Genomic DNA, 20641 nt, shown 5'->3' on the forward strand with positions numbered 1-20641 from the left:
GAGCATCATGGACTATTACGGTTTTGTTCGTCAGGAAATCATCCCGCTGCTGCCCGAGCACGCACCGCGGGCGCTGGAAGTCGGCTGCGGTAATGGTGCGACACTGGCCTGGCTCAAAGCCAGCGGCCTGTGCCGCGAGGCGGTCGGTGTTGAATACAGCCAGTCTGCCAGCCAGATTGCCCGCGAACACCTTGATCTGGTGATCGAGGGCAACGCCGAACACATTGACTTCGGCTCGCTGGGACAGTTCGACCTGATTCTGTGCCTGGATGTGCTGGAACATCTGCAGGATCCCTGGCTGATGCTGCGCCGCCTGCGCGAGCGCCTGAGCGAGCGCGGCGTACTTATTGTCAGCCTGCCCAATGTTCGCCACCACAGTGTGCTGCTGCCATTGCTGCTGGGCGGGCGATGGCACTACACCGACGCCGGCATACTGGATCGTACCCATCTGCGCTTTTTTACCCGAGATACCGCCCGCGATCTGCTGGAAACCAGCGGTTTTGCCATTGCTGACAGCTGCAGTGTGGGCCAGAACTGGAGTCCTTCACGCTGGTGGCGCTGGCTGGGCAAATGGCGAGCAGCCGAACCGTTCTGCGCCGTGCAATACCTGTTTGCCGCCAGAGCGTCCTGAAAGCCAAATACCTTGCCATGTATTGCCTTTAACCATTTATATCAAAAAGCATTCATGCACATACCCATCATGAACACATCACGCAAACTGTTTACACTCAGGACACCATTCACATGCAGTTGCCGGCTGTAATGGAGTCAGTCCCTTGAACCTGCAGGAGAGCAACATGGCAGCTGGATTGCATCAGGCCGCACTGGAAAGCATCGCCGCCCGCCTGCTTTATCTGCTTACCCGACTGGCGCTGCCACCACTGGTGCTGGCGCATGTCGGGCTTGCCGAATACGGACTGTGGTCAATTGCCTTTGTGCTGGTCGGCTATCTGGGGCTTTCGGTTTCCGGGCTGGCCACCGTCTACGTGCGGGAAATTGCCCGCGCTTATGAGCAGGATGATGCCAGCCATGCCAGCCGCATCCTCAGCACCGGTGTTCTGCTTGCGCTGGTGCTGGGTGGGGCCTTCTGCACCCTGCTCGCGCTGTTGCTGCCCTGGGTACTGGCCCAGTTCCACTTGGTGCCGGCACTGCATGCGCTGGCCACCCAGCTCATCATGGCCACGTGCCTGATTTTTCTGGCCGACCTGACCCTGGGGGCATGGGGCTACGTGCTGCACGGACTGAAACGCGTGCATGAACAGCAGCGGATCTGGGTAACGAGCTTCCTGCTCGAATGGCTGGCCGTGGCCGTGCTGCTACAGCTTGATCTGGGCATGTCGGCACTGCTGTGGGCTTTCGCCCTGCGCTATGCCTGTTCGATCACGCTGGCGCGCTGGCGGGTACATCTGGCCTGGCCAGCCCTGCAGATCCGCTTGCGGCTCGTCTCGCTGCAGTGTCTGCCCCAGTTTGCCCGGCTGGGCCTGGCCAGTCAGCTCAGCGACGGCTGGGCGATGCTGCTGCACTCGGGAGACCGCTTGCTGGCCGGCGCCGCCTTTGGCGCGGCAGCGACCGCCATACTGGATTTGGGCAGCAAGCTACCGGCGACCGCGATTTCGCTCAGTAGCGGCATCAATCAGGTGCTGCTGCCACACGCCGCAACCGCACGCGAAAGTGCGGTCAGCGCGATCTATCACAGCGGCTTGCGCCTGGGGCTGCTGGCGCTCCTGCCGGTCATGCCGATGCTGGTTGCCGTGGCGCCAGCGCTGCTGACCGCCTGGCTCGGACCACGCGCGGAGCTGGCGCTGCTTGTATCCATCTGCCTGTGGATGACCCCGGCCTGGCATCTGCACACCCTGACCGGCGCCGCGAGCAGTACCCTGCGCGGGCAAGGGCAGATCCGGCTGGAATTCGTCTACCATGGATTGCGCAGTACCGGCTTGCTCGCTGCGGCTCTGCTGGCCGGCAATCTGGCCAGTTTTGTCGAAGGGGTGGCACTCAGCCTGGGGGTGAGCGCACTGATTTACCTGTGGCTGGCCAGCAGAACGCTGGGCATGTCGGGCACGATGCTGCTGTGCACGCTGCGGCCACTGCTGCTGATCTACCCTGCGGCCTACGCTATGGCCTTGTTGTGCCCCTGGCAGCTGGCCAGCCGCAGCTCGGCGCTGCAGGATCTGTTGCTCTATGGCGCGATCGCCGCAGCCAGCTTACTACTGGGCATCTGGAAAACCGCGCTGCTGCCAGCCGAGAAAGCGCTGCTGCAGCAAACGTTGCGCCGTCTGGGTGCGAAGGAGACCCGCCATGCCTGAGCGTCTTTTGCTCATCCTTGCCGTCCTTGCGCTAACAGGCTGCATCAGCACCCACAGCGTGATGCCGCAACAGACAGAAGTGTTCCAGCCGGCGCAGAAATCGGAGCAGATCGATTACGCCTCTGCGCAATTGCTGGCTGAGCTGGATGCCGGTGACAGCTTTGTATATCGCCTGGCCGAAGGCGACCAGCTGCAGATCACGGTCTGGAATCGCCCCGAGCTGTCGGGCAAACAACAGCTGGGGCCGGATGGCCAGCTCAGCCTGCCGCTGGCTGGTACGCTCAAGCTGGCCGGCGAAACCCGCGAAAGTGCGGCCGGCATGGTCAGTCAGGCGCTGAGCCCGTTCTACAAGAAACCCGCGGTATTCATCGGTATCGAACAATACGCCGGCAACCGAGTGACCGTACTTGGGCGTGTACAGAACCCGGGCGTCCAGCAATTCGACCGGCCGCCCACCCTGCTGGAAACATTGGCCCGCGCCGGCTCGCTGCCGGTGATCGACAAGCAGGCGACGCTGACCCGGGTGGCGATCTTCCGCGGACGCGACCGCATCATCTGGGTCGACCTGAAAAAGCTGCTCAACCGCGGCGAGCTGGTGAACAATATCCGGCTTAAAGCCAACGATCTGGTCTACATCCCTGATTCCTTCGATACGCTGGTGTATGTGCTGGGCGCCGTGCATAAACCCGGCGCATATCGCCTCACGCCTGACATGTCCTTGCTGGATGCCCTGTCGCAGGCTGGCGGGCCCAACGACGATGCCGCACCGGAACAGATCGCGCTTTATCGCCCCGGCAAGCAGGCCGCCGATGCCACGCCGCTGACCACATTGCTGACCCGCGAAAAAATGGTGAACTACGCGCTGGAAGAAGGCGACGTCGTCTTCGTGCCCAAGAGTGGCGTTGCCGAAGCCGGCTATGTCATCCGGCAACTGGTGCCAGGCTTGTCCATACTGACACTGGGACTGAGTGCATTCTGACGGGAGGCTGCCATGTATGGCATTGTCAACAAGGCAATTCAGGAGATGGTGACCTCCCGCTTCGGCGAAGAGGTCTGGCAGCGCGTGAGCCAGCGGGCAGGCATTGCCGACGAAGACTTCCTCTCGCACCAGCCTTATCCGGATCAGCTCACTTACCAGCTGGTAGGCGCTGTCTGCGAGGAAACTGGAATGGAAGCGACCCCGGTGCTGGAAGCTTTCGGCAGCTACTGGGTTCTGGAGACTGGTCGCGCGCGCTATGGTGGCCTGCTTGAGGCTGGTGGCCATACCCTGTCCGAATTTCTACTCAATCTGCCCAATTTCCATGCACGCATCTGCCTGATCTATCCGGAGCTGCAACCGCCCGAATTCCTGTGCGAGGCAACGGGAGATAACCAGATTCGAGTACGCTACTTTTCGCAGCGCCCGGGGTTGGCACCATTTGTACGCGGCTTGCTGTTGGGTGTGGGCGAACTTTATGCCACCAGCGTCGATGTGATCCAGCAGCATAGCCGCACCAGTCAGGATGACTTTGATGAATTCCTCGTGAGCTGGCGCGAACGATGACTCGCAATGTCCAGCTTTCCGTCACCGCACTGGATGCATTGTTTCCCTTTCACTTCGTGATTGATCAGGCATTGCGTCTGCAAAGCTGGGGGCCATCCCTGCCACGGCTACTGCCGGAACTGGCTCAAGGGCAATCTCTGGTGGAGTACGTCTCGATACAGCGACCCAAGCTCGACAGCCTAGACGCAGCACAGATCCTCGCCCGCCAGCATATGCTCTTCGTGTTGCGCCGGCGTAGTGACGGGCTGCAACTGCGCGGGCAGTTCATGCCACTGGAGGAGCAGCAGGCCCTGTTGTTTGCGGGAACCCCATGGCTATCGGATACGGCTGATCTGAAAAAACACCATCTCGCACTGAACGACTTTGCCGTGCATGACGCCACGGCGGACCTGTTGCAGGTGCTGCAGCAGGAAAAGACCTCATTGCAGGAAACCGCCAGCATGGCCGAGCGTCTGCGTGAGCAGCGCCTGATGCTGCAAAGCATCCTGAATACGGCGGCCGACGCGATCATTACCATCAATCAGCACGGCATCATCGAAACCTTCAATCCCGCCGCCGAGCAAATGTTCGGCTGGCAGGCCCAGGAAGTGATCGGCCGCAACGTCAGCCTGTTGATGCCCGAGCCGCATGCCAGCCAGCATGATGGCTACATCGCAGCCTTTCTTTGCGGCAGCGGCCGAAATCTGCTCGGGCAGCGGCGCGAGGTACTGGCTCTGCGACGCAATGGTGAAAGCTTCCCCGCCGAGCTGTCGCTATCCAGCATCGAGCACTCCGGCAGTACTCATTTCACCGGCATCCTGCGCGATATCAGCCGGCGCAAGGCCCAGGAGGCGGCGCTGGAAGCAGCCCGTACACGAGAGCTGCATATCGGCCACGAAATCCAGCAGTCGCTACTGTTCGGTAAACCACTGGCGGTTCCCGGCATGGAGATTGCCGCCTTTACCCAGCCCTCGCAGGGCATTGATGGCGATTTTTTCGATTTCTTTCCGATCGAGCCCGGCTGCTTTGACATTGTCACTGGTGACGTAATGGGCAAGGGGATTGCCGCGGCCATGATCGGCGCGGCATTCAAGCATCAGTACAACCGCCTGATGGCCGAACTGCTCGCCCCGGCACTGGCCTGCGGGACGACACCACCGGTCTGCGGCATCGTGAACGAATTGCATGAGCGCATCACCCCGGAGCTGCAACGGCTGGAGTCCTTTGTCACCCTGACCTTTGCCCGCATCGACTTGCGCAGCAACCGCCTGCAATACGTCAACGCCGGCCACCCGGAATCCCTGCTGATCGACGCAAGCGGCACAGTCCGGCAACTGCAGGGTGAGCATCTGCCAATAGGTATTGCGCGCAATGAAACCTACACCCCCTGCGAGCTGAGCTTCTGTCCGGGCGATCTGCTGCTGATCTACTCGGATGGTGTTACCGAAGCACGCAATCAACAAGGGGAACTGCTGGGCAAGGAGCCCGTCATTGCTCTGATGAGTGCGCTGCACAAGCTGGGCTTGCCCGCCGCCATCATTCTGCAGCGATTACGCCTACTGGTTGACCAGCATGAAGCATCGCACCGGCGCAGCGATGATTTCACTGCTCTGGCCATGCTGCGCTGCGAAGGCTCGCGCTGGCACAGTCAGGAATACCCGCGCAAAATGCTGGCGCTAGCTCCTTTGCGCGACTGGCTGCTGCAGATGGCCAGCCTGCCAGTGGAACGATTAGACGGGCTTATTCTGGCCTCCGTCGAGGTTGCCACCAACATCATCCGCCATGTCAGTGCGCATCTGGTGGATGCCAGTTTTGTCGTGCGGCTGAGCCAGAACGACTCCAGTGTGACCGTGGAGTTCTACTATGTTGGGGATACCTTTGACCCCGGTACGGCGCCTGAACCCGACTTCAGCGGCAACAGCGAGGGCGGCTTCGGCCTCTTCATAATCCGTGAATCCGTCGATCGGGTGAGTTATCTGACCCCGGCCGAACAGGTCAACCTGATCAGGCTGGAAACCAGTCGCGAGTCTGCCCCGGCAAAGCACCACACCCCCTGATACCGCAGACTATACTGCCCTCACCATCCTGACGGACTTGCCCATGCTGATTGCCATTGTGGAAGACGACCCGATCCAGGCAGAGATGCTGGCCCTGACCCTGCATAGCGGAGGCCATGAATCCCGCAGTTTTGCCACCAGCCTCGCCTTTTTCGAGGCGCTAAAAAGCACCCGCTTCGATTTGTTGCTGCTGGACTGGAATCTGCCGGATTATTCCGGCGGAATGATCATCAAATGGGTGCGCGAGAATATCGGCTGGCAGGTACCGATCATGGTCGCCACCGCCATCGATGACGAAGCCAATGTCGTAGCGGCACTCAAGGCTGGCGCGGACGACTATCTGGTCAAGCCGATCAAGGCAATGGAACTGCTGGCACGCATCGAAGTCGTGCTGCGGCGCTTTCGCAGCGTGGCTCCGGAAATTCTCCATCTGGGGGAGTACGAGATTGATCTCAGCCAGCGCGTCATCAGGCAGGCCGGGCGGGAAATCGAACTCACCCAGAAAGAATTCGATCTGGCCCTGTATCTGTTCCAGCACCCGGAAAAATTGTTTTCCCGAATGAACCTGCTCGAGAAAATCTGGGGCTTACAGGTTGAGATTGATACCCGTACGGTCGACACCCACATTAGCCGCCTACGTCGCAAGCTGCTGCTTGATGGCAGTGGAGGCTGGCAGCTATCTTCGGTTTATGGCTATGGCTACCGGCTGGAGCGCATCGCGCTGGCCGAGCCAGCCAAGGCTTGATCGCGTCGCTTCTTCGATCAGTCATGGCGCTGCCAACTCAGCAACTGCTTGCGCAACTGAGTTCGTTCCCTCTCGCCCAGCCCGATGAATTCGATGCCCAGCCGGCAGCAGCCACTCTGCCCCAGCTCGACCTTGCTGCAGATTCTCAGCGTCGGCACGATCAGTGTCATGGCATCCAGACGCAGTGACGCATCACCAAAGCGCATGTCTTTCTTCAAGCCCTGAGCCTGCGCCTGCGAGAAAACCACCGCAAGACCCCCCTCACTGAGATCGGTCAGCCGGCCCTCGATCTCACTGCCGCCCAGCGCTAGTGAACAGCGGATTTCCGCATGCGGATGTGCTCGATAGAACTCTCGCCCGCCCCCCCGCACCAGCAGTTGAGGCCTGTCAACGCTGATGTCGCAGGGGGTGTGCACCCGGACAACCCTGATCGTGCAGGCGTACATCTGCTGATGCCAACACAGCACCAGCAGGATTTCCTCACCGGCAAACAGCGAAACGTCGGATACCAGCCGCAGCCGCATTAAAGCCCCCCGATCAGCCGGCTCGTGATACAGATTGCGCACACTGCAGTAAATCCCGCCATCACGGGAAAGCAGTTGCATCGGCAGCGGACAATCGTGCGAATAATGCTGCAATTCCCGCAATATCCGCTGGACCTGCTCCTTGCTTTTGACCAGATCCTCCTGCGGCCAGTTTTCGGCATCACACTGCGCCGGCATAGCGGCACGGGACAGTAAATGTTCAAGTCCGAACATGATCGCGCTCCTTTCTGGCGGGCAACACCCGCGCCGGAATTCCCACGGCAACCGCTCCGGCTGGCACGTCGCTTAGCACGACGGCATTTGCACCGATGACTGCACCATCACCGATGGTGACAGCGCCAAGGACCTTGGCGCCGGCACCAATCTCGACCCGGTTACCCAGCACAGGGGCGCCGCGTTGACCTTCATGGCGCAGCCCCAGTGTCACTCCATGCCGCAAGATCACATCATCACCAATGACCGTGTCGCCGCTGATGATCACGCCCCCGAAATGATCGATCCGCAACCGGCGGCCGACGCGGGTTTCACAGGGCAGATCAATGCCGGTCAGTATCTGCGACAAGATCTTCAGGCACTTGTAAACGAACGAGCACAGCCGGCGCAGCAGGGCTGACCGGATGCCATAGCGCCAGCGGCCAAAGCGGTAAACGCACATCACCCACAAGCCTTGCCGCCAGGGATCACGCTGGTAGGTTTGCCAGTCTTCGCGGATCAGTTCAAACATGGCGATCTCCTTCGGGATTTACCACGGTCGCGGTGGTGAGCTGCGGCCTCCGGCCGTGTCCTGCCAGGCCCGCGCCAGTAGACGCGATAGCGCCAGCGATTCAGCGCAGCGTGCCTGCGCCCCCTGCCGCTGCTGCAACCGGTTGCGCCAGAGGCGCAGGCCGTGCCACAAGCGTTCCAGCCATGAGGCCCCGAACGCTCCCAGCCAGCCATGATGCTTGCGGTAATACAGCAGGGCGCTGCGCATGCGCCACAAGGAAAGCTGGCTGCCATGCCGATTGAAGTGCTCGCCCTCGACCCGCTGTGAGGACACACCGCCAATGTGCACGGCCCGCCACTCAGGCTGATACCAGACGCTGAAACCGCGCGCCTGCAGCCGGCGGCACAGATCCACCTCTTCGAAATAGAGAAAGAAACGTTCGTCGAAGAGCCCTTCTTCATCCAGCGCACTGCAACGGATCACTGCAAACGCCCCCGGCACCCAGTCGACCGCCGCCGCTTCGGCCGGATCCGCCCAGGTACGATCAACCCGGCCGAAAAATCGCGAACGGGCAAAGCGCGATGAAAGACCGCTGATCACCAGCAGATCATTCAGCAACGAGGGGAAGCTGCGGGCCGAAGGCTGGTCATTCCCGTCTTCGCTTAGCAAGCGCCCGCCGGCGAGCCCGACCTGCGGATGGGCATCCATCCAGCGCACTGCCCGTGCCAGTGAGCCGGCATCAGGGCGGGCATCAGGATTCACCAGCGCCAGATAGCGCCCGCGAGCCTGCCGCCAGGCCAGATTGTTGCCTGCAGCAAACCCCAGATTAACCGCACTGGGTAGCAGCCGGATGCCCGATTCAAACCGCAGAAGATCAAGCGTGTCGTCACGGCTTGCATTATCAACCACCAGTATTTCATGCCCGACGCCAGCAGCGGCGGCACGAATTGCCGAGAGGCACGCGGGGAGTTCAGGAGCACTGTTGTAGGCCACCACAATGATGCTTAGTTCGGGAGAGAAATAGCGTGTCATGATTGCACCTCCTGACTCAATCGGCCGATTTCTGTTCGGCCTGCCGGCTCGAACGGATCCATGCGGCATTGCGCCTGCTCTGCCGCAGCGTTTCCGGCAAACGTGCCAGCTTCCAGCACAGATAGCGCGGCAAAATCCGTACGGCGGCTAGCTGCTGCGGCCAGGGCAACGCACTCAGCGCCTGCAGTGCATGCGCAGCCAGGACCAGCAAACCCGCAATGGCCAGCCAATGCAGCGGCGCAGGCGCAAACAGCGCCACCGTCAGCAGGAGCAACTGCAGGCTAAGCGGCAGCAGCAGCAACTCTTCCAGTGCATGCCGTCCGCAGGCATCACCTGCCAGCCAGCGCCGCAACTGGGGCAGACATTGCTGGCGCAACAGCGCCAGCCGCCCCCCCTCCCAGCGGCAGCGCTGCACTTTTGCGCCCTCACCGGCCGGCATCTCGCCATACACGATGGCATCCTCGCACCAGGCCAGCCGCAAGCCGGCACGGGTCAGCGCCAGCTGATATTCCAGATCCTCGACGATGGAGCCTGCCCGGTATGGCACCTGTTGCAGCGTACTGGCGGCAAGCACAAACCCGTTCCCGAGAATTCCGACCGGTTCACCAAGTTGTGCCCGCGCCCGCGGACGCAGGGTATTGAAGCCCTGCAGGGCCCAGTGCCGCAGCGGCCCCTGCCAGTCCTGGCTAATCGTCTGCGGCAGATAGCGAACCTGCACCCCCGCCGGGGCATCGGCCAGTACCCGGCGCAAGGCAGCAAAGAATCCCTCTCCCAGCCGGGTATCCGCATCGATCACCAGATACCAGAAACTGTCCGGCACGCTGGCAAAGGCCCAGGCCAGCGCATGACCCTTGCCGCGCAGCACGGGATCGTTACGCTCCATTACCTCGGCACCCAATCCGCGAGCCACCATCGCCGTTGTGTCTGTACAGTTGTCTGCGATCACCACCACGCGGCATGCTCCGTCCTGCCGGGCAGCAGCCAGCAATCCCGGCAGAATCAGCGGCAAGGTGGCCGCTTCGTTATGCGCCGGTACCAGCATGGTGATTGGCTCGCGATTGAGCGCCCCTGAGCGCGGCAGCGGAGCCCGGCGTGCCGCCCAGGTCCAGCGCCAGAGAATCAGTGTTCCCGGAAGAGCCAGCAATCCGGCGGTAAAACCGGCAAGCTGCAACAACAGGAGGCTGACTTCAGCAATCATGGCCGGCCCCTCCAAAAAAAGCCTGCACCCGCAAGGCTCGCAAAACGGGGGATTCCGGCTCGAGAACATGCCTGCGTTTGGCAAATTCGGCAGCCCAGGGCAGCGACTCGTTGGCCTTTTGCACCCGGGCGATCCAGTTGTCGAGCGTACACAGCACCCGGGCCGGCGCCCCGCCAACGACCGTTCCCGGCGGCACGTCGTGCGTCACCACGGCATTGGCGGCGACAATCGCATCCGGGCCGATCGTCACCCCGGGGAGCACGATGGCCTGATGCCCGATGAAGACGTTGTCGCGAATGTCGATCTTGCCGACACGGTCAAGATTAAGCCCGTAGGCCTGATTGATCATGTTGACGCTGCCATCGTGGCCAAACAGCGTACAGCCCGAGAGATGAACATTGCGCCCAAGGCGTACGAAGGCCGGGTCGGTGATGGTGACATTCATATTGATCACGCAGCCCTCTCCGATCGCCTGCAGGCCGCCAAAGCGCTGCAGATACTGCGCCCATTCGGCACCAACTGGGCGGCAAATCCTGCGGTATAGACCTACAAGCCGGTTTTTTTCGAGTGCGCAGCCTCGTACCCATGCACGTATATAGCCACTAAGTGTCTCAGGCATGATGCACCTCCCCAGGCATGGCCAGCAGCTGCCCAGCAAGCCGGTCCAGATTGCGTTCCAGCCAGTAATGTTCGTGCACAGCGGCTCGCGCACGCTGCCCCAGCCGCTGGCGTAACTCGGGGTGCCCGGCCAGCAGCAGCAAGGCCTCAAACAGGGCATCTTCATCCCCGGGAGGCAAGAGCAGGCCGGTGCGGCCATCGGCAATCAGCTCGGGGATGCCGGCGATGCGAGTGCTGACACAGGGCAGACCACTGGCCATGGCCTCCATCAGCACAACCGGAATTCCCTCGGCAAAGCTCGGCAGGACGAAGACATCGGCCTGACGATACAACGCACGCACTGCCTCACGCGGCTGCGGGCCGGTAAAGCGAACACGTTCCAGACCGAGGCGCGCCGCCTCCTGATGCAGGGAGGCATCGTCCGGACCGCCGCCGGCCAGCACCAGCGAAACGGCAACCCCGCCTTGCTGCAAGCGAGACACCGCGCGCAGCAGCAGATGCTGCCCCTTGGCGGCACTGAGTCTCCCTACGCACAGCAGGCGCAGTACGGGATGACTGGCCGGCTCGACCATCTGGAAGTCTTCACCGACCCCGAGCCGCACCACCTCCATCTTGTGCCAATGCTGCGGGGCACTGAATAGCATCAGCTGGCTGCGGGCAAACTGGCTGATGCAGACGATGTGATCGGCGGCAGCAACCTTGGCCGCCAGCTGCTGGCCGTGCGCATCATGAAACTCGTCCGGACCGTGAATGGTATAGCTGAGTAGGCAACCGGTAATGCGCTTGACCAACAGACCAACCAGCGCGGCCTCATTGCCGAAATGCACATGCACGTGCTGAATGTTGCGCCGAGCCAGCCAGCCAGCCAGCAGCATGGCTTCCAGCCAGTAGGCCAGTGCAAGGGCCTGCCCGCGCCAGCCTGGCCGGGACAGCCGCCAGGTTTCCACCAGTGCGCCCAGCACCGCCAGCGTGCCATAACGCAGCAGGGTCGATAGCAGATCGGACAGAATGCGCCAGCGCGGCCAATCCTTGATGACCAGGGTATTGCGTTGTTCGGCGGCCTCTACCTCGCCCAGCGTTGCCGGATCACGCCGATCCCGGTTGATGCTGACGGTGCTAACCGGCCAGCCTCGCTCCCTGAGGCCGATCACTTCGCGCAGAATGAAGGTATGCGATGTGGCGGGATAGGCGCTGACCAGATAGGCCAGAGGATGTGGCAGCTTGTTCATGATGAGCTCCTGTTTGGCGCTAATTCCATTTAAACGCGCCAGGAGCAATGGCTTGTGTCGGGATTGCAAAATCTCGCGTCAGCGCATCACATGCCGGAAGCCGGCCGCCGGGGTGTCGAGCCGTGTCTCGCCCGAGGCAGCGATCGACTGCTGAAGCTGGCGCCGCTGCAACACACTTTCGGCCCAGCCGAGGATGAAAAACAGCGCCGGCATTGGTTGCTCACCGAGATAGACAGTTCCCAGCGAGACGAACACCATCATGATGATTCCGGCAAAGGTAAACGGCAGCGACGCCCGCCCGGCCGTTTCCTGCAGCCCTCGCCGGACAAGCCGTACCGTCATCCAGCCCATCACGCCCAGCAGCAAGCCCAGTGCAAGCACGCCATGCATCAGCGCCAGCAGCAGGTAGTAGTTGTCGATGGACTCCATGCCCCCCACCTTGGGCCAGGTATTGCGCCCCCAGCCCAGCCAGGCATGCTCCAGTGCAATATCCTCGTACTTGTCCATCAGTTCCTTGCGGTACATGGCGGACTCCTGCGATTGCGTCATCACCATGCCCGGCCGGATATCGAGGTAGGCATCGATTGCCATCTGGCCGATGATGCCGGCGACAAGAAACGCGGCGAGAACGCTCCACAACCGTTTCTGCCGTTCCTTGCCGTGCGATACCCACATCAGCACGCCACCTGCCAGACCACCCAGCCATGGGCCTCGCGCCACGGTCATCAGGATGCCGGCCAGCAGCAGTCCGTTGACCCACCAAGCCTTGCTGCCGGGCAGGCGGATATGGCGCATGCGGCTTTCCCAACAATTGCCCCACTGCAGCCAGCGGGCCAGCCGCCATGCGATGGCCAGCATGATGCCGGCCAGAATCGCATGCGAATACGGGCCGGCGATACGGGCAACCCCATGCCGGAAGGTAGTGACCCAGCCCAAGCCCTGCCCAGGAAAAAACGGCCCCAGCAACAGGTGCCAGGGATTGATGCCAAAGCGGAACTGATACACGCTGATCGCAGAAACAAGCACGCAGCAGATCACGAACACCCGGGCACAGGCGATGTCGTCGTGCAGATCACGCAATAGCCAGCGGGCACACAGATACGGCGCCACCACCGAAGCCAGCATGGCAAACATCAGATTCTGCGCCTCGTTGTATCCGGCATTGCTGAGTTCGGAATAAGCAACGCAGATGGCAAATGCCACGACCAGGCCGTCGGTAATGGAGGGAACCCAGCCTTGACGCTCGCGCCACAGCGCGAACAGGAAGACCGGCAGTATGGCAGCCTGATTGAAGCTCGGATCGGGCAAGCCCGGGGTATTCGCCCGATAGCAATCCGGCAGCAGCAGCAGCACAGGCAGATAACCGCGAATCAGCGCATGCCGGCAGCCGTTGCGCCACAGCAGCAACACTAGACCCAGAGGCGCCAGATAAACGATGTATTGCATCACCCACCTCCGGGTTGCAGCACGACCAGGCTTTCAGCAGGAATACGATCATTCGCACGCCCTGACTGACAGGCAAGAGTACTGCGTTGCAACTGGATCTCCATGCGCTGCCCCTCATTGCTGCCCGGCAGTCTCCCATCCAGCAGGCTGCGCCGCAGTGCACCGGAACAGGCCAGTTCGACATTCACGATGCCACTGCCGCTATTGAGTATGGCATAGCGTTGCGGCACTGCCCCGGGCGCAGCGGCCAGTCCGAGCAACACCAGATCGGCACAGCCCGCACCACGACACTGCACCCGCCAGGCCACACCGGGGCCCAGCTCGTTGAGTTGCTGCAGGGCCAGCCCGGTCGGGCGCCAGCGGCCACTGGCGGCCAGATCCCGCGTGATGCCGAACAGGGCCACGTCGCCCTTTCCCGCATCAAGCCGCACGCTATAACCCGCCAGACTATAGACCGCCAACTCGCGCACCCCGGCCAGACGCGCTTCCAGCAACTGCCTGGCCAACCCCACCCCGGCAATGCTTGATGCCAGAATGCGGTTGCGCTCAACAGCAGAAGCCTCCCCCAGAGTGGTATGAAAATTGATTTCATAGACAGCCAGCCGCTTGCCTGCCGCACGAACCCTGGACTGCTGCTGTGCCAGCCGCTCCAGCTGGCTGCTCAGGGCCTCACGCCGCTGGGCAGTCAGATCGCCGCGATGTCCAAGCTCATACATGAAATAAGGAGCCACTGCGATTCGATCAACACCATTGGCATTCACGATCGCGCCCGGACTGTCAGGCCACAGAAAAGGTGCATTGGCGACCGTCAGAAGACGCCGGCCTTTGCCAAAACCCTGACGTGCCGCAGCAAAAGCACGTTCGACGGCTTCGCGGTGCTTCGCCACATCGGTCAGTCCTGCCGGGCGGAACAGGGCATTCCAGTTTTCATTCCCGAATTCCAGCACAACTTCATCCAGCTGATGGCGATCGGCCTCCTGCCTCAGACGCAAGGCAAATTCGCGCCACTCTTCAGCCGATAGCGTTGTCGGGCCAATCACCCACGGCCTGGAGCCAGTGGCTGCACATAATTCGAACAGCTCGGGAATACTATAGGGATAGAACGTTTCCGCATCACCCGGCCGGTAGCGTACCGGCTGGCGATGGAACTCCCCGACAAAGCGGTTGGCTACCGTATCCCCAAGCTGCCCCTGCCAGTCGCGCAGATAGCCCGGAGCCAACAGCTTCAGCGAGTCCAGAACTGCTCGGCGAAAACCGCCAGCGCTAGAAGCAGCCTCACCCAGATACACCTCGTCAATCCAGATCTCGCCATCACCCACGGCTTCCAGACTCAATGCCATGGGTGCCGGTGGTCCTGCCGGTAACTCGTGGCTGCTAAAGCGCCATTCCAGCATCTGCCACTGTGCAGCAGGATCGACAGTCTGCTGCACAAATGGCGGCTGTCCATTTCTGGCAAAGCGGGCCAGCAAGCGTACCTTGCCGTTCTCTGTTCGAGCCTTTAGCCGCAGTACCCATTCGCCACTGACCGGCAAAAGTCGGCCAGCCTGCCCACCGAGCGTATCGAAATGACTGACAAGCGAGGCTGGCTGACCGGGCTGAACCAGCAGACGCGCTGCATGCTGGCCATTCTGGTATGCGACCAGACTGACCCGCCCCTGTGACCACCACTGCGGTATGGGAACCAGCCGCCCGCTTTTTCCCACACTGATCGCATCCCCTGGCTGCGCAGCAGGCAGAGCTGGATCCAGCCAGAACTGGCCGGCCTGCCCTTCGCGGCGCCGGTAATCCCGGATTGCACCGGACTGCCCGGCATGCTGTCCAGTCAGAACCTGATACCGCCCACCTGTCCAGAGTGCATCCGGGCGCGAAGCCCAAGCGTCGCGATCAGTGATACGCCCTCCATCGAGTTTGTCCACAATGACAAGACTACGTTCCTGTAATGGCTCGAAACCGGGATTGCGGACAATATTGGCGCGCAACTGTTCTGCCCCCCAGTATGATGAGCCACCAAGATTCACGCCGAAGGTCGGTGATATGGCCGTCTCCAGCGGCCCTGCCGGCTCAAGCACGGCAGCCTGCGCACCAGCCAGCAGCATAATGGCCAACCAGGCTTTCACAGCGACACCTGCTGCTTGCAGGATCCTGCCACAGGCAAACCACTCAGCTGCACGCTCTCAGATTCAGCCAGCGAAGCGTAGAGCTCTTCGGCGATGTCAAGCTTGTCTTCCCAGCTGAAGCCCAGCTGGTGCGGGGCGTGCAGCAATGCAGCACCTGCTCGGCCCATTGCATCCCAATGCTGGGGATTGCGGTAGCAATCAAACAGGGATCGCTTCAAGCCATCGACGAGCTCTGCCGGATTCGCGGCATCCAGCAGCACGCCCGTTTGCGGCGTAACCAGTTCGGCCGGGCCGCCATAATTGAAGGCAATTACCGGTCGTGCACAGGCCATTGCCTCCAGCAGCACGGCACCGCCTGACTCGCGCACAGATGGCAGACAGAACACATGGCATTCGCGCATCAGCTCCGGAACCAGTCGCAGGGGCAAATTGCCAGTGAATTTGCACGCGTCCGCGATATTCAGCTCGGCCGCCAGTTTTTCAAATTCGCGCCGCCTGGCCCCATCGCCTGCCAGCGTCAATTCCACGTTAATCCCTTCGTCGTGAATCAGCCTGGCCACGGCCCTTAGCAGGAATTCGACGCCCTTCATCGCAAGCATACGCCCGACAAACAGCACCCTCAGAGGCTGGCTTGGACCGGGCCGCGCAGGCCAGGGGGAAGGGACGAACTGCTCGGGGTCAATGCCGTTTTCGAGCAACATCATGCTCTGTGCCCGCTGCACCGGAGGAAGAACCTGCCGCGTTGCCCGGGTCGCGGTCAGCGTAACCCGGCGAGGAATTTGCCTCTCCAGCCAGGCGGACCACCACTGCCCCAACCGGCGCCCCACATTCAGCCACTGCGATTCCTGCTGCAGGATCCGATCAAAACCGGCCGGATTGCCCAGACCGCAGTTCAGCGGCCCCCGCAGCAGCGGAAGGCCAAGCCGATCCAGGCAACTCCCTGCTGCCGAACTCACCGGAGTGGGCACATGCACAGCCCCCCAGCTTGCCCCCTCCTTGTGCCAGCGACGAGCCAGACGCAGAGCGAGCCGATCAAACAGAAAGTAATCCAGCGAACTCAGCAGGAAAATCGCGTGCTCGCGCCCAGGAAACAACCGGCAAGCCATTCGATACAGCGGGCCTGCCAGCCATTCAGTATCGATGTAATGAATCTCCGACCCCGGCAGAACACCACCACGAGCCTCAATGGCGACTCGGTTACGGCTATGTGTGATCAAGGTGACCGGACGGCGACGGGCCATGCGCGAGTACCATTCCCAACCAATCTGCGAAACCGATCCCATATCCGGGCCGCATTGGTAGGCCACCATCAACAGATGACGATTCATGGCTGCAACTCCTTCGCAGAATGCAGAACGCGTGCTGGCACCCCGCCCACCACGGCATCAGCAGCAACATCGTGGCTGACCACGGCATTAGCCGCGATGGTGGCGCGGTCACCGATGTGCACACCGGGAAGAATGATTGCGCCGCGTCCGATCCAGACCTCCCTGCCGATCTCGATTGCACGCGCGCGATGGCCTGAAGCGCGCAGAGTCTGCCCGTTTACACGGACATGATTGGCATCACGGATACTGACGTATTCGCCCAGCATACAGCCCTCGCCGATGCGTATGCCCTCATAGGCGACCAAATGGACGCCGCGGGAACAGACCACGCCGGCACCGATATCCAGCCGCCCATTTCCGCGCGTCTCCAGATACAAACCGGGATAGAAGAGGCACTCTTCGCCAGTACGAATAGCTCGGGTTCCATGCAGCTCAACCCCCCCCATGATCACGCAGCTGGGTGGCAGCGGAATTCGCACAGCCAGCAGCAGCCAGGCCAGACCTTGTTGCATGTGCAAGCAGGAGGCATGCACAGCAGCGAGCCAGGGACGGCAAAACCCAAGCAGCAGCGTTTTCATGACGGACTCCGCTTGTAGTTGATCAGCCGCTGCCCGACCCTCTGACGCTGATCATGCCAACAACGCCAGATGCCGCAGCACACAGGCAATTGCTCAAACCAGCTATGGATGCCATACAGCAGCAATGTCACCGTATCCTGGCTGCGCCAGCGGGCTCGCCAGGCACTGCGCAGCATCAGCAGACACAAGGCCAGCCAGGGCAGCAAAGCAGCGCTTCCCCATGTCAGCAGCACCAGACTCAACAAGGGAACGAGCAGCAGCAATCCAGCCTGACGCAAGGAATGCCTGACCTCGCTTTGCCACAGCGCACCGGTATGGCGACTGACTGCGGCGTAGGCATATCCAGCACGGACGGCGCGTTGCCAGTACTGGGAGAAACTGGAAATCGCGAGATCATGCAGGGTCATGGCCGCATTGATATGCCTGATTCGCCAACCATTGCAACGCAGCCGATAACAAAGTTCCGGCTCTTCGCCGGCCATGATGGTTGCATCATAACCACCGGCATCCAGCAAGGCCGAGCGTCTGAACAAGGCATCACCGCCACAAAATAGCGTATCCCCTGACTGATAGCACCAGTCCAGATCGAGCACTCTGACATAACAGGATTGGTGTGGCGCAAGTTCTCGCCGGTGCCCCCAGATGCAGGCGCAACTCTCATCCTTCTGCAGTATTTTCAGCGCATTACGTAGGAAATGCGGATCGAGTACAGTGTCGCCGTCAAGAAACATGATCCACTGCGCATGACTGACTCGCCATCCCGTATTTCTTGCGGCAGCAGCTCCGGGCTGCGTGGAAGCAAATACTCTGGCTCCTTCTGATCTTGCCCTAAAGCAACTATCATCGGTCGAAGCAGAATCAACATAAATGACATCAAGCTTTTCTGCAGGCCAATCACTGGCCCAGACCGACCGCAGACAACGGGATAGTCTCTCTCCTTCATTGTGACCAATCACAACCACGGCAATTTTGTCTTCCAAGCACTCAGCTAGCATGGCGGGCCTCCAATCCAAGCAGGGCGGCGTAGTCATTGGCCCGCTCGCTTGCCGAAAATCGGCCGCGCAACATTCTGCGGGCTTGTGCCACAATTGCATTCAGCTCTTCTGCTGACATGGCGGCTATTTTTTCAATCTGCCGCTGCAAATCCAGTGCATCGCCTGTCCGGTAGCAAAAACCATTTACCCCGGGCTCGACGAGGAGCGAAGCTCCGCCCGTATCAGGAACCAAAACGGGTACGCCCACCACCATTGCTTCCAGAATTGCCAGGCCAAAAGGCTCTGCCCCGCAGGTGTGCAGGTATAAATCGCTGCGCAGCAACTCCTGCCGTGTATCAGATACATAACCGAGCAGTTCAATGTCTGCATTGACTGCAGCCCGAGTTAGTAACTCCTCCAGCTGCCAGCCAGTCCCGCACACACGTAAATGTGGCCTTCCAAATGACGGCATCGCATTCCACGCATCGATTGCCACCCCAACCTGCTTGATTGGATCCAGCCTGGTAATCATGCACACCCGTAGCTGGTCCAGCTGGCGCAAAACACCTCGTTCTGGATATGCCCCACTGAGGAAATTTTCGATCACAGTGATCTGACGCGGAACACAATGATGAGCCAATAACCGTTCACGCACGTAGGCAGAGACAGCCACAAGCTCAATACCGAGAGGCTGCAGCCAGTGCTTGCGCCCATAACTCAAATGCTCGTCGGTACCCCCGTGCACGATGTGCACCTGCCTTGGCACATGGCGCCGGATTGCCCCCAAGAGACAGGTAATCAGCGATTGACTAACACTGGTCGTACAGACTTTTGTGCCTGGAGACGCAAGCAAGTGCCAGAGCTTTCCAGCCAGATCAGTCATGGATCGGTAGGGTTTGCTCTTGATACCCAAGCGAGCAGCCTCAAAATGAACAGGCCCCTCAGGAGCCAGCAGCATTACATCAGCGCGCCCCCAGAGTTCACCAAGCGTAGCTAATGCCATCCGCTCCGTGCCATAGAGCTGGCCGCAATGCAGAATGTAAACAAGCAAGGACATGATGCCACTCCTTTTCTGGTTTACTGCATTGTCTAATGTTGCATGCGCCAATCATGGCGGGAATGCAAAATCAATCGGGCGCGTGACTGATTCATGCAAGCACTGCGAATACGACGAACACGGCAATCTGCGCGCGCGCATCGACAACGGCCGCACGCAGTGGTTCGAGTGGGATCACGTCAACCGCCTCGCCGCCGTGCGCGGCAACGACGTCGACACCGAAGTTGCATACGCCGCGAAGCAAGTCCCCGTGGGACGACCCGCTGGGCCGCCGCCTGCTGAAGCACAGCACGCCCAAGCTGCCGATCGGCGCCGGCGCGCAGGCCGCCGTCAACCCCGCCTGGGTCGCCAGCGGAACGGCGCGGCTGTCGCGCGAGCACGGCTACGGCGTGACGCGCCACAGAAGGACGGCGACCAGATCGCATGCACAAGGCGACGCGGAAACCACCACGCACTACGTGTTCGAGACCGGCATTCGTTACGCTGCGGCAGGCCAAGACCCGCCAGCGCATCCCGCTGCTGCCGACGCCGGACTGGAGCGAGCGCGACTGAACGACGCCGCGCAGCAAGTCCCCTTGCGGGACGCCGCGATGCAAGTCCCTGTGGGGCATCGACGCCGACCCGCTGTGGACCTACAGCCCCGAACCGCAACCCTTCGAGCAGCTCTATTACTACCACACCGACCACCTCGGCACCCCGCAGGAACTGCTTGATTCTGATGGCAACCTGGCCTGGAGCGCCGACTATAAAGCCTGGGGCGAAGCCAAAGCAGCGATCTCCGAGGCCGCCAAACGCGCCGGCATCAGCAACCCGCTGCGCTTCCAGGGGCAATACTTCGACCACGAAACGGGATTACACTACAACCAGCATCGCTACTACGACCCGCAAATCGGGCGATTTATCAGCAAAGATCCGATTGGCTTGCTGGGAGGGCTAAATGTCCATGTCTATGCTAGAAATCCAATCGAGTGGATTGATCCTTTAGGACTAAATCCACTCAGAACAAGAATGGAACAAGGGGGCAACCTCCCTGAGAATCACCAAGCTCACCATGTTATTTGTCTGGTCTCGGATCATAATTTACCCATCCGCAGTTGGCGACTCTATCTGGCACGTTCGGTTTTGGGTACGCTCTGCATGTCGATCTCCAGGTCAGGCCAATGAATCTCCGTTTGCACGGGCGCGC

General features: G+C 61.0%; 21 protein-coding genes. 8 read left to right on the plus strand and 13 right to left on the minus strand.

The features are described 5' to 3' along the window. Window positions 1-7 precede the first annotated feature (7 nt). The 6 genes from INR99_RS09335 to INR99_RS09360 all read left to right on the plus strand — a co-directional run bounded on the left by INR99_RS09335 (window position 8) and on the right by INR99_RS09360 (window position 6630). Complete coding sequence (locus INR99_RS09335; protein WP_194116072.1) at window positions 8-631, plus strand: class I SAM-dependent methyltransferase; 624 nt, start codon at window positions 8-10, stop codon at window positions 629-631. A gap of 166 nt (window positions 632-797) precedes the next feature. Continuing rightward, on the plus strand, window positions 798-2306 hold the full coding sequence (locus INR99_RS09340; protein ID WP_194116073.1) for a lipopolysaccharide biosynthesis protein: 1509 nt from the start codon (window positions 798-800) through the stop codon (window positions 2304-2306). Continuing rightward, window positions 2299-3285, plus strand: a complete 987-nt coding sequence (locus INR99_RS09345; protein ID WP_194116074.1) for an SLBB domain-containing protein — start codon at window positions 2299-2301, stop codon at window positions 3283-3285. Before INR99_RS09340 ends, INR99_RS09345 begins: the two co-directional genes overlap by 8 nt. 12 nt (window positions 3286-3297) lie before the next feature. Further along, window positions 3298-3849: a heme NO-binding domain-containing protein gene (locus INR99_RS09350; RefSeq protein ID WP_194116075.1), complete on the plus strand. Its 552-nt coding sequence runs from the start codon at window positions 3298-3300 to the stop codon at window positions 3847-3849. After that, window positions 3846-5885, plus strand: a complete 2040-nt coding sequence (locus tag INR99_RS09355; RefSeq protein WP_194116076.1) for a SpoIIE family protein phosphatase — start codon at window positions 3846-3848, stop codon at window positions 5883-5885. Before INR99_RS09350 ends, INR99_RS09355 begins: the two co-directional genes overlap by 4 nt. Window positions 5886-5928: 43 nt before the next feature. After that, window positions 5929-6630, plus strand: a complete 702-nt coding sequence (locus INR99_RS09360; protein WP_194116077.1) for a response regulator transcription factor — start codon at window positions 5929-5931, stop codon at window positions 6628-6630. Between the two features lie 17 nt (window positions 6631-6647). On the opposite strand, the gene INR99_RS09365 is transcribed toward INR99_RS09360, so the two are convergent. From INR99_RS09365 to INR99_RS09425, 13 genes are all read right to left on the minus strand, one after another. Next, window positions 6648-7388, minus strand: a complete 741-nt coding sequence (locus INR99_RS09365) for a PilZ domain-containing protein (RefSeq protein WP_194116078.1) — start codon at window positions 7386-7388, stop codon at window positions 6648-6650. Continuing rightward, on the minus strand, window positions 7375-7899 hold the full coding sequence (locus tag INR99_RS09370; RefSeq protein ID WP_194116079.1) for a serine O-acetyltransferase: 525 nt from the start codon (window positions 7897-7899) through the stop codon (window positions 7375-7377). The genes INR99_RS09365 and INR99_RS09370 overlap by 14 nt, the downstream gene beginning before the upstream one ends. Before the next feature lie 18 nt (window positions 7900-7917). Beyond that, window positions 7918-8910 carry a glycosyltransferase family 2 protein gene (locus INR99_RS09375; protein ID WP_194116080.1) on the minus strand — a complete coding sequence of 331 codons (993 nt, stop codon included), beginning with the start codon at window positions 8908-8910 and terminating at the stop codon, window positions 7918-7920. Between the two features lie 16 nt (window positions 8911-8926). Continuing rightward, complete coding sequence (locus INR99_RS09380) at window positions 8927-10108, minus strand: glycosyltransferase family 2 protein (RefSeq protein WP_194116081.1); 1182 nt, start codon at window positions 10106-10108, stop codon at window positions 8927-8929. Next, window positions 10098-10727 (minus strand): acyltransferase, encoded by a 630-nt coding sequence (locus tag INR99_RS09385; RefSeq protein WP_194116082.1) that lies wholly within the window; start codon window positions 10725-10727, stop codon window positions 10098-10100. Before INR99_RS09385 ends, INR99_RS09380 begins: the two co-directional genes overlap by 11 nt. Further along, on the minus strand, window positions 10720-11955 hold the full coding sequence (locus tag INR99_RS09390; RefSeq protein ID WP_194116083.1) for a glycosyltransferase family 4 protein: 1236 nt from the start codon (window positions 11953-11955) through the stop codon (window positions 10720-10722). The genes INR99_RS09385 and INR99_RS09390 overlap by 8 nt, the downstream gene beginning before the upstream one ends. Before the next feature lie 78 nt (window positions 11956-12033). Then, window positions 12034-13401, minus strand: a complete 1368-nt coding sequence (locus INR99_RS09395; RefSeq protein WP_194116084.1) for an O-antigen ligase family protein — start codon at window positions 13399-13401, stop codon at window positions 12034-12036. Continuing rightward, window positions 13401-15518, minus strand: a complete 2118-nt coding sequence (locus tag INR99_RS09400) for a hypothetical protein (protein WP_194116085.1) — start codon at window positions 15516-15518, stop codon at window positions 13401-13403. The genes INR99_RS09395 and INR99_RS09400 overlap by 1 nt, the downstream gene beginning before the upstream one ends. After that, window positions 15515-16846 carry a glycosyltransferase family 4 protein gene (locus INR99_RS09405; RefSeq protein WP_194116086.1) on the minus strand — a complete coding sequence of 444 codons (1332 nt, stop codon included), beginning with the start codon at window positions 16844-16846 and terminating at the stop codon, window positions 15515-15517. The genes INR99_RS09400 and INR99_RS09405 overlap by 4 nt, the downstream gene beginning before the upstream one ends. Continuing rightward, window positions 16843-17424: an acyltransferase gene (locus INR99_RS09410; protein ID WP_194116087.1), complete on the minus strand. Its 582-nt coding sequence runs from the start codon at window positions 17422-17424 to the stop codon at window positions 16843-16845. The genes INR99_RS09405 and INR99_RS09410 overlap by 4 nt, the downstream gene beginning before the upstream one ends. Beyond that, window positions 17421-18455, minus strand: a complete 1035-nt coding sequence (locus INR99_RS09415) for a glycosyltransferase family 2 protein (protein ID WP_194116088.1) — start codon at window positions 18453-18455, stop codon at window positions 17421-17423. The genes INR99_RS09410 and INR99_RS09415 overlap by 4 nt, the downstream gene beginning before the upstream one ends. Then, entirely contained in the window at window positions 18409-19455 is a 1047-nt protein-coding gene (locus INR99_RS09420) for a glycosyltransferase family 4 protein (RefSeq protein ID WP_194116089.1), read from the minus strand. The genes INR99_RS09415 and INR99_RS09420 overlap by 47 nt, the downstream gene beginning before the upstream one ends. 91 nt (window positions 19456-19546) lie before the next feature. Next, on the minus strand, window positions 19547-19699 hold the full coding sequence (locus tag INR99_RS09425; RefSeq protein WP_194116090.1) for a hypothetical protein: 153 nt from the start codon (window positions 19697-19699) through the stop codon (window positions 19547-19549). A 179-nt stretch (window positions 19700-19878) separates the two neighbouring features. Between INR99_RS09425 and INR99_RS17705 the strand changes: the two genes are divergently transcribed. Together INR99_RS17705 and INR99_RS17915 are read left to right on the plus strand one after the other, a co-directional pair. Beyond that, window positions 19879-20007: a hypothetical protein gene (locus tag INR99_RS17705; protein ID WP_265588327.1), complete on the plus strand. Its 129-nt coding sequence runs from the start codon at window positions 19879-19881 to the stop codon at window positions 20005-20007. A 72-nt stretch (window positions 20008-20079) separates the two neighbouring features. Then, window positions 20080-20619 carry an RHS repeat domain-containing protein gene (locus tag INR99_RS17915; protein ID WP_373308287.1) on the plus strand — a complete coding sequence of 180 codons (540 nt, stop codon included), beginning with the start codon at window positions 20080-20082 and terminating at the stop codon, window positions 20617-20619. The last annotated feature ends 22 nt before the right edge of the window (window positions 20620-20641 follow it).

The sequence above is a fragment of the Chitinilyticum piscinae genome (genome assembly GCF_015223195.1).
GTDB lineage: Bacteria > Pseudomonadota > Gammaproteobacteria > Burkholderiales > Chitinibacteraceae > Chitinilyticum > Chitinilyticum piscinae.

Excerpts from the sequence above, each read along its gene's own strand:
- INR99_RS09380 (WP_194116081.1), bottom strand. The coding sequence starts at position 10,108 with ATGATTGCTGAAGTCAGCCTCCTGTTGTTGCAGCTTGCCGGTTTTACC.
- INR99_RS09345 (WP_194116074.1), top strand. The coding sequence starts at position 2,299 with ATGCCTGAGCGTCTTTTGCTCATCCTTGCCGTCCTTGCGCTAACAGGC.
- INR99_RS09415 (WP_194116088.1), bottom strand. The coding sequence starts at position 18,455 with ATGACTACGCCGCCCTGCTTGGATTGGAGGCCCGCCATGCTAGCTGAG.
- INR99_RS09365 (WP_194116078.1), bottom strand. The coding sequence starts at position 7,388 with ATGTTCGGACTTGAACATTTACTGTCCCGTGCCGCTATGCCGGCGCAG.
- INR99_RS09375 (WP_194116080.1), bottom strand. The coding sequence starts at position 8,910 with ATGACACGCTATTTCTCTCCCGAACTAAGCATCATTGTGGTGGCCTAC.
- INR99_RS09370 (WP_194116079.1), bottom strand. The coding sequence starts at position 7,899 with ATGTTTGAACTGATCCGCGAAGACTGGCAAACCTACCAGCGTGATCCC.
- INR99_RS09420 (WP_194116089.1), bottom strand. The coding sequence starts at position 19,455 with ATGTCCTTGCTTGTTTACATTCTGCATTGCGGCCAGCTCTATGGCACG.
- INR99_RS17705 (WP_265588327.1), top strand. The coding sequence starts at position 19,879 with ATGCACAAGGCGACGCGGAAACCACCACGCACTACGTGTTCGAGACCG.
- INR99_RS09405 (WP_194116086.1), bottom strand. The coding sequence starts at position 16,846 with ATGAATCGTCATCTGTTGATGGTGGCCTACCAATGCGGCCCGGATATG.
- INR99_RS09360 (WP_194116077.1), top strand. The coding sequence starts at position 5,929 with ATGCTGATTGCCATTGTGGAAGACGACCCGATCCAGGCAGAGATGCTG.
- INR99_RS09335 (WP_194116072.1), top strand. The coding sequence starts at position 8 with ATGGACTATTACGGTTTTGTTCGTCAGGAAATCATCCCGCTGCTGCCC.
- INR99_RS09410 (WP_194116087.1), bottom strand. The coding sequence starts at position 17,424 with ATGAAAACGCTGCTGCTTGGGTTTTGCCGTCCCTGGCTCGCTGCTGTG.
- INR99_RS09350 (WP_194116075.1), top strand. The coding sequence starts at position 3,298 with ATGTATGGCATTGTCAACAAGGCAATTCAGGAGATGGTGACCTCCCGC.
- INR99_RS09390 (WP_194116083.1), bottom strand. The coding sequence starts at position 11,955 with ATGAACAAGCTGCCACATCCTCTGGCCTATCTGGTCAGCGCCTATCCC.
- INR99_RS09395 (WP_194116084.1), bottom strand. The coding sequence starts at position 13,401 with ATGCAATACATCGTTTATCTGGCGCCTCTGGGTCTAGTGTTGCTGCTG.
- INR99_RS09385 (WP_194116082.1), bottom strand. The coding sequence starts at position 10,727 with ATGCCTGAGACACTTAGTGGCTATATACGTGCATGGGTACGAGGCTGC.
- INR99_RS09340 (WP_194116073.1), top strand. The coding sequence starts at position 798 with ATGGCAGCTGGATTGCATCAGGCCGCACTGGAAAGCATCGCCGCCCGC.
- INR99_RS09355 (WP_194116076.1), top strand. The coding sequence starts at position 3,846 with ATGACTCGCAATGTCCAGCTTTCCGTCACCGCACTGGATGCATTGTTT.